The sequence below is a fragment of the Salinicoccus albus DSM 19776 genome (genome assembly GCF_000385175.1).
In the GTDB taxonomy this organism is placed as follows: Bacteria; Bacillota; Bacilli; order Staphylococcales; family Salinicoccaceae; genus Salinicoccus; species Salinicoccus albus.
In genome coordinates this window covers 1-14,755 of sequence record NZ_ARQJ01000032.1, presented here as the reverse complement: position 1 = coordinate 14,755, position 14,755 = coordinate 1, and the positions used below count along the sequence as shown (strand labels likewise).

12 protein-coding genes are annotated in these 14,755 nt (G+C 43.3%); 4 read left to right on the top strand and 8 right to left on the bottom strand.

Annotation, left to right across the window (positions count from 1 at the left end; all coding sequences use genetic code 11):
- Positions 1-142: 142 nt before the first annotated feature.
- The 3 genes from G343_RS0111345 to G343_RS0111335 all read right to left on the bottom strand — a co-directional run bounded on the left by G343_RS0111345 (position 143) and on the right by G343_RS0111335 (position 4,010).
- A complete protein-coding gene (locus tag G343_RS0111345) occupies positions 143-1,390 on the bottom strand; it encodes a peptidoglycan bridge formation glycyltransferase FemA/FemB family protein (RefSeq protein ID WP_020008266.1) in 1,248 nt (415 codons plus the stop codon).
- 77 nt (positions 1,391-1,467) lie between these two features.
- Positions 1,468-2,745, bottom strand: coding sequence for an aminoacyltransferase (locus G343_RS0111340; protein WP_020008265.1), 1,278 nt, complete (start codon positions 2,743-2,745; stop codon positions 1,468-1,470).
- Entirely contained in the window at positions 2,745-4,010 is a 1,266-nt protein-coding gene (locus tag G343_RS0111335) for an aminoacyltransferase (RefSeq protein WP_020008264.1), read from the bottom strand. The genes G343_RS0111340 and G343_RS0111335 overlap by 1 nt, the downstream gene beginning before the upstream one ends.
- Positions 4,011-4,209: 199 nt before the next feature.
- Between G343_RS0111335 and G343_RS0111330 the strand changes: the two genes are divergently transcribed.
- Positions 4,210-4,866 (top strand): sigma-70 RNA polymerase sigma factor region 4 domain-containing protein, encoded by a 657-nt coding sequence (locus tag G343_RS0111330; RefSeq protein WP_020008263.1) that lies wholly within the window; start codon positions 4,210-4,212, stop codon positions 4,864-4,866.
- A complete protein-coding gene (locus G343_RS0111325) occupies positions 4,863-5,213 on the top strand; it encodes a hypothetical protein (RefSeq protein ID WP_020008262.1) in 351 nt (116 codons plus the stop codon). Before G343_RS0111330 ends, G343_RS0111325 begins: the two co-directional genes overlap by 4 nt.
- 19 nt (positions 5,214-5,232) lie before the next feature.
- On the opposite strand, the gene G343_RS0111320 is transcribed toward G343_RS0111325, so the two are convergent.
- The 4 genes from G343_RS0111320 to parE all read right to left on the bottom strand — a co-directional run bounded on the left by G343_RS0111320 (position 5,233) and on the right by parE (position 12,140).
- A complete protein-coding gene (locus tag G343_RS0111320; RefSeq protein WP_020008261.1) occupies positions 5,233-6,495 on the bottom strand; it encodes a Y-family DNA polymerase in 1,263 nt (420 codons plus the stop codon).
- Between the two features lie 129 nt (positions 6,496-6,624).
- Positions 6,625-7,602 (bottom strand): LCP family protein, encoded by a 978-nt coding sequence (locus G343_RS0111315; RefSeq protein ID WP_020008260.1) that lies wholly within the window; start codon positions 7,600-7,602, stop codon positions 6,625-6,627.
- Between the two features lie 139 nt (positions 7,603-7,741).
- Entirely contained in the window at positions 7,742-10,165 is a 2,424-nt protein-coding gene (gene parC, locus G343_RS0111310) for a DNA topoisomerase IV subunit A (protein WP_026366380.1), read from the bottom strand.
- Positions 10,158-12,140: a DNA topoisomerase IV subunit B gene (gene parE, locus G343_RS0111305; protein WP_020008258.1), complete on the bottom strand. Its 1,983-nt coding sequence runs from the start codon at positions 12,138-12,140 to the stop codon at positions 10,158-10,160. The genes parC and parE overlap by 8 nt, the downstream gene beginning before the upstream one ends.
- Before the next feature lie 216 nt (positions 12,141-12,356).
- On the opposite strand from parE, the gene plsY reads away from it, so the two are divergent.
- Together plsY and G343_RS0111295 are read left to right on the top strand one after the other, a co-directional pair.
- Positions 12,357-12,941, top strand: a complete 585-nt coding sequence (plsY, locus tag G343_RS0111300; RefSeq protein ID WP_020008257.1) for a glycerol-3-phosphate 1-O-acyltransferase PlsY — start codon at positions 12,357-12,359, stop codon at positions 12,939-12,941.
- A 7-nt stretch (positions 12,942-12,948) separates the two neighbouring features.
- Positions 12,949-13,239, top strand: a complete 291-nt coding sequence (locus tag G343_RS0111295) for a HesB/YadR/YfhF family protein (RefSeq protein WP_020008256.1) — start codon at positions 12,949-12,951, stop codon at positions 13,237-13,239.
- Positions 13,240-13,302: 63 nt separating this feature from the next.
- Here G343_RS0111295 and G343_RS0111290 read toward each other — a convergent pair whose 3' ends face one another.
- Entirely contained in the window at positions 13,303-14,622 is a 1,320-nt protein-coding gene (locus tag G343_RS0111290; RefSeq protein WP_020006453.1) for an ISL3 family transposase, read from the bottom strand.
- Positions 14,623-14,755 lie beyond the last annotated feature (133 nt).

Sequence of the window (14,755 nt, the reverse complement as noted above, 5' to 3'; positions counted from 1 at the left end):
CCTTTTGCCCATATTTATCACATGTCCTTTCAATATTTAGGGAAGTGTACCATAAAAATAAATCCAAATGTGGAAGTTCAATAAACTTTCATTTTTCCATTAAAAAACTGCAGTATTAAACTGCAGTTTCCATCATCATTCTTCATTCAATCCTGTTCAATTTTTGGGCGATTTTGTATACAGGGCGGTTAAATGTCTTATAGAATGTACCCGGCAGCTCTTCAATCACAGGATTGTAACCCTTTTTAAACTGATATACACCGTAATCTCCGGACGCTTCTGTAAAATCGCCGGTCAGACCAAAGAAGTTGAACCGTTCCAGACCCAGCGTTTTCGCCTTTTTGATCATTTGCCATGTCGTATAGTTTGTCCCCATAAACATCGAAAACTCAGGGTTGCTGCCGCTGAACAGATAGACCATTTCATGATTGTTATAGTAGTACATCGCTGTTGACAGTTCGATGATATTTCCATGTGCGGCCTGCATTGCTCTGATTTTTTCCAGCCTGTCCCCCTTACTGGTCACCAGATTTTTCTGTTCTCCAAGCCTGTTTTTCATACGTTTGGTACCTTCTCCGGCGTCTATCTTTTTCTGCATATCAAACTTATCGGATTCAAGGTCAGCCAATTCTGTTTCGAGACGTTTCATATATGCTTCCAGATCGACATAACTCAGTGTGACAAACAATCTTTCCTCTAATATACTTATCAGATTCTTTAATCTTTTGACATCTACCGGGTCATAACCAATACGCGCTTCTGTTTCTTTGTACATTTTTATAAACCTGTCATATTCATCTTGCCCCAGATATCTCAACTGCACATTCATTCTTTCGGAGGCACGTGTATTGTAACGTGTTGTTGAGTTCATATGATTTAAGATATCTGTTTCATCCCCGCGGATATCAAGCACTGCCTGATGCCTCAGCAGTTCTTCATTCACCAGCTGTTTAGTGAACCCATGATGAGTGTACCTGAGATCTTTATATACATCTGCAATCTCCCTGTTATTCACTGTGCTGTCCGTCACTTCCCCCTCCGCATCCCGGATTTGATATATATGGTACGGAGAATGGATGATCATTAATGCTTTTTGGTCCTTTACGTAATTTTCTACCTCCATCAGGAAAAATTTAAGTTTTTCATTCGTAAACCCTTTAATCAGCGGTCCTGTATGAGAAGTGAATTGTCTGTACTTTTTCAATATCGGTATCGCACTGAGCATTGATACGCCCATAAGTTCATCATCTTCATACAAACCCAGCAGATGAACCTCCTGGATACTTGAAATGTATTCATAATAGAGCGGATCATGCAGGTAATGATAATAACTGCTATAGGACTCCATGAACTTTTTAAAGGTGTTTTCTTCTATCAGTGACGTCCTCATGATTCACTCCCTCCCAATGATTTGATTACTTTTATCTTACAGGGCTGTTTTAATTTAATATACAGGGACCACTTTTTCTACCTGATTTCTTTACCGCTCATGCTCTGCAATTTACGCTTCACTTTATAAACGTTATATTGCAGCGGACTGATGACTTTGAGGAAATCCCCTACAAGTTCTTCGATTTCTGCATTGAAACCACGCTTGAATCTGAATACGCCATAATCTTCCCCGTCTTCTGAAAAATCACCGCTGACACCGTAGAAATTATACCTGTCTATGCCATGCGCCAGGCAGTATTTCATCATCTCATAGTGCATCATATAAGGGGCGACGAACTGCGGATATTTACTTGAACTTGCGCCTGAATTATAAACCAGTTCATAAGGCGTTTCGAAATAAATGCCTGAAGCCAGGTTAAGGATATTGCCTTCTTTTTCGCGGATTTCACTGGCATCCAAGCGATCGGATTGCAATTTATCAATCTGTTTGTCATGTTCTGCTATTTTATTTAAAGTCTTATCGTTCTTGCTATCCTTCTGCATCAGCTCGTCGCGTTTTGACTCCAGATCATCAAGCTTCTCAGATAGGTTATTTACGTACTCATCCAGTTCTATATAGGCCAGCGGGATTAATACTTTGTCCCCGTATGCCTTTTTAAAATTGGTGAAATATTCCTCCGGATTGGGATGCGTGAAAAATCCCTGCCGTTCACTTGTGTCCAGGTAAAGATCCATGAAAAGGCTGATTTCATCCGCTTCCAAAAACCTTACTTTCACCCCGTACTTCTGCGCTTTTTTAATATTACGCTTCCTTTGGGAATCGAATGATTTAACGAGAGTGTCTGCGTCGTCAAATTCTGATAGATCAAGCACGCTCATCCACCGCGCCTGTGACAGTTTGGAATATCCTACAGAAAAGCCCTGGTGGACGTATCCTTCATCCTCCATGATTTGAATGAGTGCGTCCTGGGCACTGTCATCTTCTTTTTCCCTGACATCTTTGTCATATTTCTTATAAACCCAGTTTGGATCCAGTTTTACATACATGCAGTCATTCCGCTTTAAATACTTCGTCAGTTCCTGCAGGTAGAAACGGACCAGTTCATGGTCATGATAATCAAGCACCGGTCCGCGGTTTGAGTAATAGAAATATTTGCCCAGCAACGCCTTCCGCCTGTCAAACAGGCATGCCGCAATCACTTTTTTGTCGTTGTCTTTGACACCAAGCAGGCGGACTTCCTTATTATCCCATTCTCTATTCTTTTTATTTTCAACCATTTGGAAAAAAGCGGACTCCTCCCCCTCCTCTATATAATTCTGATATTCTTCTTTAGTCAGTTCTACAAATTCCATTAATTCCTACCTCCAATAAAACTGCGCAATTTAGAAAGACTTTGATACATTTTATATCCCGGGGCATTCACCGGTTTGATGAAATCACCGATATATTCATTCACTTTCGCATTAAAGCCTTTTTTAAATTGGATGACACCGTAATCTTCTGCCTGAGGTGTGAATTCCCCGCTGATCCCGTAAAAATTATACAGGTCTATATCATTTTCCAGTGCGTAGTTAATCATATGCCATTGGATCAGATAACTGCCCGCAAAATGTCTGAACCTGTTGTCACTGCCGCCGGCAAGATAAACCACTTCATGGGGAGTAACAAAGTAATAGGCGCTGGCCACCGGCAGCTCTTTGCCGTGATTCTCAAGAAGCGCCCTGCCCTCTGAAAGTTTATCTTCAATATTATGCAGTTGTTCACTTAAGTTTTTAATCTTATTTTCGGCTTTCTTGTTGTCCGGATCTTTCCTAAGATCCTTTTGTGCCTTGTCGATATTTTTGACCAATTGGTCCCTATCGGCCTTTGTGGAGGCGTTATATTCCTCCAGATCCACATATGCAAGCGGTATGAGCACATTGTCGCCAAAATATTTTTTGCGGCTGATGTAATATTCATCATCGCGGTCTGTGAATGATTTCATCTCTGAAGTCTCCCTCATGAAACGCCTGAACACATCGATCTGATCAACTGTCAGATATTTTATGTGCAAACCGTTTTTAGCGGTTTTTTTAATGTTTCTCTTTCTCAGACTGTCCATATCATTGAGCAGTTTTTTGGGAGTTTTTCCTTGTAGCTCCAGCACAGAATGCCATCTAATCTGTACAACAGGGTCAAAACCTTTTGTAAATCCGGTATGCGCCCATCCAAATGCTTTAAAGTAATCAAATATATATCGGTTACCCATATCTTTTATAATTTCACCCTCATGGTTCCTTTCCTTGATCACTTCATATGGATCAACTCTGACATACAGAACTTTTTTAGGCTTTAAAAAATCAATCAATCCTTCGAAAAAAGCATCAAATACACGCTTATCACTGTAGTCCATTACCGGCCCGCGGTTTGAATAGGCATATTTGAATACTTTCATCACTGGAGTCAGCGTAATCAGACTCGCAGCCTTTACCGATCCTTCATCTTTCACACCTACAAGGTACGTTTCTGCAGCTGAATTCTTCTTCAAATCATAATTGGCAGGTGTCTGTGTAAAATGACTGAAATTTTCCTGTGTGAAATTTTCAAACTCCTGGCGTGTTAACTCTGTAAATTGCATAATGGCACTCCTGTCACTATTTTTAATACCCTGAATCATATTAACAGATTTGTACTTTCATCTCCATCATTACCGATTTTCATACTCTGTTATCAGTTTGTTCATTTAGGCGAATTTATATATATTCGCCTATCTAGACGAATTGTTGTATAATCGATATACAGTTGTTCATATTATAATATTCAGGAGGTGGGATAGAATGATTTCCGTCTTAATCATGGACGTCTCCGGCAGTTCTCGTGCCGGAGAGGAAGTGTTCGAACATCTGAGCTGGCTGGAAAAAGAAATCAGCACCTGGGTATCCGATGAAGACTTTTTCCATGTGGACTACCGAATGGGAGATGAACTTTTTATATTATCCTCTACCCGGCATTATACCCTGTTCATCGCAATTTATGCCAAATTGCTGTGGCCGGATAATGATTTCCCGCTCAAATGCAGCTATATTTCTGCAGATACAGAACCACCCGAAGGGGACCCTGAACAATGGAGCAGCCAGGAGATCAAAGATACACGTTCGGCACTCGATGAAATTAAAAAATCTGCCATACAGGACTTTGCATCCCCGGGTATGACAGATGAAATCGATGTTGCAACCATGTACCTGACTGATATTTTAAACGGTATGACCCCTCTGCAGCAGGAAGTCGCTTCACTCAGGCTGGGAGGGATGCGGCAGAAAGATATTTCATTGATGCTGGATAAGAATGAATCGACAATTTCCGCACATTACCGCAAATCAAGAGGCAGACAGCTGGAGCGTATCCTTTCTTTCCTGGTTCAATATCATGATACCGATATTGATAAATTAAACGAGAAGTTTACCGCTTCATTCAACAGGAGGCTTGAATCATGAAAATTGCACTGATCATCTTAAGCGTATTGGTCTACACTGCGAGCGGCTATATAATTAAATTGCTGCTCAGATTGCTGTCAAGGACCACATCAGAACCTGAGGAGACGGACTATATCGGCATGACAATCGGCTACAGTGAAAGACTGCTGACGATAATCTTTGTCGTGTTCAATCAGTACACGGCACTCGGTCTGGTTATAGCTGCTAAATCAATACTGAGATTCCCTTCTAATTCATCAGAGGACGGGATGGACAAAAAAAGTGAATATGTGCTGGTCGGCACGATGCTCTCACTCGTTGTGGGGATATTGAACGGACTGCTTGTGCTGTACGCGATACAATATTAGAAGCGGCTGATGCCGCTTCTCATCTCTTATGCCCGGCAATCAATCCTTCCCGCAATTTAAGTGTCGAGGCCTCCGTCATACTCAACGCACGCATGACACTCAATTGCCCATATTTCAATTTAAGATGATCGACTGTCTTCATCAGGGATTCCTCTCTTTTGACCTTGTCGATATCATCAAACAGGGAACCCTGATTGATGCTGTCAGGGATAAAGTTCGTCAGGTTTACACTGATTGTCCGGTACAGCGCATGAGGATCTGCAATCTTTCTTAAAATTTTCCATATACCGGACATCACATGCCTGCTGTTATTTGTGCCTTCAGCAATCGTGAACTGTTTGCGGTATACATCCCCTTCCTTGGTGCCGAGAGCAATTTGTACGGTTTTAGCCAGGCTGCCCGAGACCCTCAGGCGGTGAATGACCTCATCAACTTGCTCCAGTATGACGACGTATACCTCATCAAAACGGTAGTCACGCAAAAGTATCTGACTCTTGGCGATGGACGGGGAATGCACTGTATGTTTTTCCCTGATTCTGCTGAAATCAATGCCGTTCGCGTGCAGATGCCAGTCCACTCCAGCAATACCGAAGTCCTGCTCCAGATACACTGGGGGATAATCGGCCAGATCCCCGATACGGAATATACCATGTTCATTAAGCTTCACCTCACTGCGTCTATTGATCCCCCAAAAATCTCTGAGCGGCTTGATCGGCCACAGTTTTTCAGGCACATCATGATACCTCCACTCCGCAATACCATCCGTCGTTTTTTTCGCTTCAATATCCAGTGACAGCTTGCTCAGCAATATATTATCTCCAATCCCCACCGTGCATTCTATCTGCGTCTGCCCATATATTTCATCTTTGATCCTTTGTGCAAGTTCATACGGTGAATTTGCAAAAAGATGATAGCTGTTTGTCACGTCCATGAAAAATTCATCGACCGAATACTGATGAAAATCTTCAGGAGCCACATATTTCAGCGCAATCCCGGTAATCTTGTATGAATAGTCCAGATATGTCTTCATCGATGGATTGATGATATAAATATCGCTTCTGTTTGGAATCTCAAACAATCTGGAACCTGTCTTTATGCCAATTTTCTTCAGTTCGGGTGTTGCGGCCAGAACAACCGAACCGATGCTTTTCGTGTCCCCGACAACAGCAAGTTTGGTCGTTTTCGGATCAAGCCCTTTCAATATGCATGACACACTGGCAAAAAAACTTTTCTGGTCTACACAAAATACATCCTGTTGCTCCAGGATATGATAATTATACATGACAACACCTCCATTAATCGAACGTGTGTTCTTATAAATATATAATAACACATGTCATACCATCCGGCTAAATATAATCTTCAAACGTCATGAGCGGACCACCACAAAAAAAGCAGTAATTCAAAAGAATTACTGCTCCTCATTTCCGTCCCCTTCAAGAAAATCATGCATGGCCTCAGAGTTTGCTTCAAAGTCCAGATCAATGACACTGCCGTTATTCGGCGTATCTACAAACTGCCAGGTGTGATCACGGGGCACCGTCATGGACTGAATATCCTTATCTCCCCTTACCAGGAATGACGCCATCATGCGATACATTTCCCCGTTACTCAGACTGGTATTGACATGCCCGATACCCGTGCCAGCAATCTTGGGCAGTCTGAAAAGCCCTCCGACTGAAAGCACTTCATCCTGGAGTGCACTAATCACCTGCTGCTGACGTCTGACACGTCCAAAGTCCCCTTCATCATCGTGGCGGAACCGCGCATAGGCGAGAAGCTCTTCACCATTGAGCTGCTGCTCACCGGCTTCTATTTCCGTGTCAATTTTAGCCGACATATCCTTCTCCACATCAATCGGTATGCCGTTACCGTTGATTACATTCGCAACAGATTCAAATGCCTGATAATCTACAACAGCATATTCTTCAATATCGATACCGAAATTAAGCTGCAGTGTCTCCCTCAGCAGATCAGCCCCGCCAAGGGAGTAGACCGAATTGATCTTCTGGGGCTGATAGCCGGGCACCTCCACAAAAGTATCCCGCATAATGGACATCATCTTCATATCCTTTGTCATATAGTCGTACTGAGCAATCATGATGACATCAGTTCGCTGTCCGCCATCTTCTTCCTTATCTGTACCGAGCAGCAGCATGTTTTTCTTGCCGTCATTGTTATCCGCGCCATTAAATTCATAAGCACCCTGCTCCGCCCCATTTTCTTCTGCAATATTTAAACCGGATTGAAAAGAAAAATATATATAGAGTCCCGCCCCAATCAAAAGGACAATTAATATGAGGGGGATGAACGCCCGCTTGCGCAATTTTTTCCTGGTCACCGTCTTTTTATGTTCCGGCCGTCCGCCACGCCTGTATTCATTATTCATAATCATGCTCCTGTTTATAATCTACGGATTCAGTTTACTCTTTTTCAAATAAATAATAAAGGAATATCCTAAAGTGAAAATCAGATAAAATGCAGGTTCTGGATATTAAAAAGCGGACAGCAGCTGTCCGCTTTTTAATCTATTCCTTCAGATGGCTGAAATCTTCAAAATTCACTTCTGTCACATGACCGAATTCGTTTTCATCCACAACAAATGAGCCATTGGAATATCTGTCACTGACTCTGATCGCTCTGGCATTGGTTTTGAATGTCTTGGAAACTGATTTTAACACAATATCAATATTATTATTGATGATTGCGGCACTGATAAGGCGGTGGGGTCTGGATTTAATTTCTTTTAGGAGCATGTGCCCTGCCTGTGCTCTTAAGCCCATCGGAACCGTCTCAAGCGCTGTCCGCTTTATCGCGCCTCTTTGTGAGACTGTGACAAGATGCGTCTGATCTGATATCAGCTCCGCGGCAATGATTTGATCTTCCGCTTTTACATTCATCGCCCTGACACCCTGTGCTTTTACGCCGGTGTTATTAATCATATCCACTGGATAACGGAGCGTCAGTCCTTTGCGGGTCACAAACAGTACATCTTCATCTTTTTCATCCGTCATATGAACTGAAATGACCCTGTCATCTGCTTTTAACCCAATACCTGTAATCGGCCGTTTAATACGCGCCGCCTCATAGGCATTCAGGCCGGTGAGTTTTATCTGCCCGTTTTTGGTCGCTGTCATCACCGTCCTGTGTTCATCAAACGATTCTATAAGAAATGCAGCGACCGGCTGTTCATCCGATTGAATATTAAACCGGCTGGAGAGATGCTGGCCGTGGTCTTTCCATTTTACATCAGAAAGTTCATGAACCGGGAGGATCATATAATTCCCGTGGGTCGTGAACACAAGACATTGCTCAAGGGTATGCGTCGCACGGGCCATGATGATGCTGTCATCTTCTTTCATCCCGAACTCTCCCAACGCACTGGCGTTGAAACTCCGCATGCTGGTGCGTTTTATATAACCGTCTTTCGTCACCGAAACAATGACATCTTCCTTAGGAACCAGCACTTCTTTTTCAAGTTCAATAGACTCGATCTCATCCTCGATTACACTCATGCGCGGTGTCGAATATTTCTTGCGGATTTCTTTCAGTTCACCTTTGACGACGTCAAGCAGTTTTTTCTCATTCGAAAGTATCTCTCTTAACTGATTAACCGTATATTCAAGTTCATCATGTTCGGTTTCCAGTTCGACAATATCTGTGTTCGTTAAACGGTAAAGCTGCAGCGTTACGATTGCTTCTGCCTGACTTTCAGTAAAACTGAAGGCCGCAACCAGATTATCCTTGGCATTCCGTTTGTTCTCGGATTCACGGATCACGCGGATCACTTCATCCAAAATGGATAAAGCTTTCATCAGCCCTTCAATGATATGCAGACGTTTTTCTGCTTCGGCGAGCTCATACTCGGAGCGGTTGCGGATGACCGCTTTCTGATGCTTGATATAGCCGTCAAGGATCTCTTTCAACCCAAGCACTTTCGGCGCTCTGTCACTGATTGCAACCATATTGAAATTGTATGTCACCTGGAGATCCGTTTTTTTGTACAGGAAGTTGATAATCCCTTCGACATTGGCTTCTTTCTTGGTTTCTATAACTATTCTCAGGCCTTCACGGTCGGTTTCATCACGCACTTCGATGATGCCGTCTATTTTTTTATCCGCTCTGGCCTCATCCATCTTTTTGACCAGGCTGGCCTTATTCACATCAAACGGCAGCTCATCGACAACGATATGTGTCTTGCCACCCCTGACATTTTCGGTTCTCAGTTTGCTGCGTACAATGATTCTGCCTCTGCCCGTCTCGTACGCTTTCCTAATTTCGGATTTTCCCTGTATAATCCCGCCTGTTGGAAAATCCGGTCCTTGAAGAATTGTCATGAGCTCATCAATTTTGACTGCAGGTTTATCAATCACCTTAAGCGTAGCATCTATAACCTCCCCGAGGTTATGCGGCGGGATATCTGTCGCATAACCGGCAGAAATACCTGTTGTACCGTTGACCAGAAGGTTGGGGAATTTAGCCGGCAGCACTGTCGGTTCCACTTCTGTATCATCAAAGTTATTGATGAACTGGACAGTCCGCTTATTGATGTCCCTTAGCATCTCGTTGGAAATTTCAGAGAGCCTGGCCTCTGTGTAACGCATCGCTGCCGGCGGATCGCCGTCGACGCTTCCCTTGTTTCCATGGATATTGATCAGCTCTTCACGCATCTTCCACTCCTGCGCGAGTCTCACCATCGCATCATAGACACTTGAATCACCGTGCGGATGATAGTTGCCGATGACATTGCCGACGGTTTTGGCACTTTTCCTATAGCCTTTCTCAAAGGTATTGCCTTCTTTATGCATCGCATACAAGATTCTTCTTTGGACAGGCTTCAATCCGTCTCTCACATCCGGGATGGCCCGGTCCTGGATGACATATTTGCTGTACCGGCCAAAACGGTCGCCAATGACATCCTCAAGCTGAATCTGCTGTATATGATCAGCCATCCAGTTCACCACTTTCCTCCAATTTTGCCACATCTTCATTATCCAAAATACTATCCTGCTCTTCGAGGGTAAAGCTGACATTGGATTCTATCCACTTGCGCCGCATTTCAACATTATCACCCATCAGAGTAGTGACACGTTTCAGGGAGAGCGCCTCATCTTCGATGCCTACCTGGATCAGCGTTCTTGTATCAGGATTCATGGTTGTTTCCCACAGCTGTTCGGGCATCATCTCCCCAAGCCCTTTATACCGTTGGAGCTCAACCCCTTTACCCATGTCCTTCTGTGCCTCCTGCAGTTCATCATCAGTCCAGACATATCTGACATCTTCTTTTTTCCCGGATTTTTTCTTTAATTGAAAGAGCGGCGGCATAGCAATATAAATTTTTCCCGCCTCGAACAATGGCCGCATATAATTAAAGAAAAAGGTCAGAAGCAGCACCTGTATATGTGCACCATCGGTATCCGCGTCAGTCATGATGATGATTTTATCATAGTTTGTATCCTCAGGCCTGAACTCATTGCCCACACCGGCACCGATAGTATGGATGATGGTATTTATCTCCTCATTTTTGAATATATCTTCAAATTTCGCTTTCTCTGTATTGATAACTTTACCCCTTAACGGCAGAATGGCCTGGAATTTCCTGTCCCGACCCTGTTTGGCCGATCCCCCTGCAGAATCCCCTTCCACCAGATACAACTCATTTTTTTGGGCGTTGCGGCTCTGCGCGGGTGTCAGCTTACCGGAAAGCAGTGTATCCTTCCGGCGTTTCTTCCCATTTCTTGCTTCCTCACGCGCTTTTCTGGCTGTTTCCCTCACATTCCTCGCTTTAATCGCTTTCTTAACAAGCTGTGTACTTACCGTGCCGTTTTCTTCAAGGTAATAGGAAAGATGGTCGGTCATGAGATTTTCAAGCACATTCCGGGCTTCGTTTGTGCCGAGCTTACTCTTTGTCTGCCCTTCAAACTGCAGCAAGTTTTCAGGAATCTTAACAGAGATGACCGCAGTCAATCCTTCCCGGATATCATTGCCTTCAAGATTTTTATCTTTATCTTTTAACTCTTTGATCTTTCTTGCATATTCATTGAACACTCGGGTAAAACCGGTTTTAAACCCGATTTCATGTGTGCCGCCGTCCCTCGTACGCACATTATTGACAAAGGACAGGATGGTTTCACTGTATTGATCATTGTACTGGAAACTGACTTCTGCAAGTATGCCATTGTATTCTCCTGAGAACATGCTGATATCTCCGATGGAATCCTTGCCCTCATTTAAAAACTCAACAAAGGCTCTCAAACCCTCTTCATACTGGAAAACTTCCTCAAGAGGTTCATCAGCACGCATGTCCGTGACAGTAATTTTCAACCCTTTTTCCAAAAAAGCGGATTCCCTCATACGTTCAGCGATCGTTTCAAAATTGAATGCAGTCCCGATTTTAAATATTTCAGGATCCGGCTTGAAAGTCACTTCAGTCCCTGTATTTTTCGTCTTGCCTGTCACTTTTAGCGGACGGTCAACTTTACCGCCGTCCTTAAACGACATTTCATGAATCTTTCCATCTCTGAAAATTCGAAGTTCCATCCATGAACTCAGCCCGTTAACAACAGAAGCCCCCACGCCATGGAGGCCGCCGGAAGTTTTGTAGCCGCCGGCACCAAACTTTCCGCCTGCATGCAGCACCGTAAAAATGACCTCAGGCGTCGGTTTGCCTGACGCGTGCCTGCCTGTAGGCATACCGCGTCCATTATCCGCTATAGTTATGCTGTCGTCCGCGTTCACAGTGATGTAAATTTCATCACCGTAACCATTAATAATCTCATCTACTGAGTTATCGACAACTTCATAGACGAGATGGTGCAGTCCGCGATGATCCGTCGAACCCACATACATTCCCGGTCGTTTCCGTACCGCATCCAGACCTTCTAATATTTGTATCGATTCATCTGTATAAGTGTTCTTACTTGCCAAATCAGGTGCCCCCTACAAACGTACGTTCGTTATATTTAATCTCTTTACTATTTTTATACAAAACTTCATTATTTGCAACCCTTAACCCTATTCTACACGGTTTCTGTATTTTTGACTAAAGTTTACATATTAATGTTATGGTCAACTATTTAATGATATGACTGAATATTATTATATGGTAAACTGTTAGTACCTGATGATAAAGGGGGTTTAAATTTGGAAATTCTCATTACACTGCTGGTCATAGGTTATTTAATCGGCGCCACACCCTTCAGTCTTCTCATCGGGAAATGGTTCTATAAAATAGACCTGAGAGAACATGGAAGCGGTAATATCGGGACTACCAATACATTCCGTGTCCTGGGTAAAAAAGCAGGGATCATCGTATTGATTTTTGATATGATGAAAGGCTTTATACCGGTGCTGATTGCCATACTTCTGGAAGTTGATTTTCATGTATTCCTGCCGGGGCTCTCCGCAGCACTTGGTCATGTGTACCCCATATTTTTGAAGTTCAGAGGCGGTAAAGCAGTAGCCACAAGTGCGGGTGCTGTGCTTGCCTATCATCCATTAATGTTCTTCATATTGCTTGCTATATTTCTGCTAACTTTAAAATTGGGTAAAATGGTATCCTTATCAAGCATTATTTGTGCAGTTTTATTCTTTATACTTTCTTTAATCTTTTGGGATCCATTGCTGATTGGTTTATCATTCATAATTTCCATAGTCATAATTGTTAGACACCGGTCGAACATTAAGCGTATAATAGACGGTACAGAGTCAAAGATTACATTCATGTGATGAAAGGATGATCACCGTGCTCAATGTAACAGACAATGCAGTAAAATGGATGAAGGAAGAATTTGAACCAGAAGCAAACCAAGGCGTGAACATCTCTGTCAAGTACGGCGGTGAAACTCAATTAAAACAGGGCTTCTCTCCTGCTCTGGCAGTTGAAAGCATTCCCGATGACAGTAAAATCTTTGATTACGACGGTATAAACATCTTCATCAAGGAAAGTGACCTCTGGTATTTTAAGGATTCAGAGCTCAAAGTTGATGTCGATGACAATGACGAAATTTCATTTGCCGAGAAATAAAACCCGGCATCAAAATAAGGCTCTATGTCAAATAGGGTTGATGAAAGATTTTAGCCGGAGCGCCTAACTTGCTTTACGCGAGTTAGGCGCTCTTTTTATTTCCGGTTGGTATAACCGTGTCATCAATAATATCCGGTCTCTAAAATGGGCAAAGTTCCGATAGCCAAAAGCCACGCGTTTTAATGCTTTGATACTGTTATTGATGCCCTCCAACGGGCCATTCGTTAGTTTTGGATAGTGTAATGTCTGTTCAATATGCGGCGCATACTTTTTGAATGTCCGTAATACTCTTCGCATACCGGGTGACAGCGGGGCGGCGTGTGATGTTTGTATGAGCGCTTTAAACTGCTCCATATGGCCCTGTCTTAACGCATCAGACAGTGCATGGGCGTAGTCGTAATTGGCGTTTAATGTTTCATCGACATTGAGCAGATACTGCGCAATACTGTCGGTGGACTTCCATTCTGAAAACAGCCGATATTTTTTATATTCCGTTCGCGTTAAGTGGTTCGGTGGTTTTAACAACAGCTTCCAGTACCGTTTAAACTTATTGTATAGTGGCCGGTCCCGATGTCTGTATTGATTCATGACTTGAATGCGCGTACGATTCAGCTCTCGATTTAATGCCTGAACCAGGTGAAACTTATCAATGATAATTTTTGCCTTCGGGAAACACGCCTGAATGACATGGAAGTAAGGGGCATACATATCAACCGTAACGGTCTTCACTTTGTGGCGCACCGACCGGTCATAGCGTAAAAAATATCGGGTTAATGCATATTGTTTCCGGTCTTCCACGATATCAATCACCCGATGGCTGACCGCATCACAGAATATAAAACTCATGGCTGTGTCCACCGATTTCACGCTTTTAAATTCATCAAAGCAGAGGTGTGCCGGTAAGGTGTGCGTCGGCCGCTGACGAATGGCATGCGCTGTTTCTTCAATCACACGACGCACGGTCGTTGTCGAGACACTCGCCATTTCCGAAATGTATTTTTCGGTGAGCCGTTGGTCGCATTGGTGGGCAATCCACTGACGGGTGCGTGTCGAGATGTGACAATATTTCTCGACGATGGGGGTCTCTGCAGTAAAGCTGTGGCCACAATCTTTACAGAGATAGCGCTGTTTTGTCAGTTTTAAGAATGCCGGCAGCCCGGAAATATGCGGCAACGTGATGCGGGAGGCACGGGTCCCGTTTTTGACGATACTGTACTCAGCATTCATGCATCCACAATCGGGACAGTGTGTCGGAATATACGTAAGTTTGGCCGTGATAAACAGGGATTTAATCCCTTTATGGCTGATCTCTTCAACCGTCGTGTTCGTGCAGTCGATATTATTCTCTTTTATTTGGAGTAAAGATAGTATAAAATGCTTCATAGGCGTAAATGTTTCCTTTGTATGGGGTGTGGTGACTTCATTATAAAGAACATTTGCGCTATTTTTATACCTTTTTATAGAAAAATACGATTAATGACATTTCAGTCATCAACCGTATTTATTATAGAGCCCA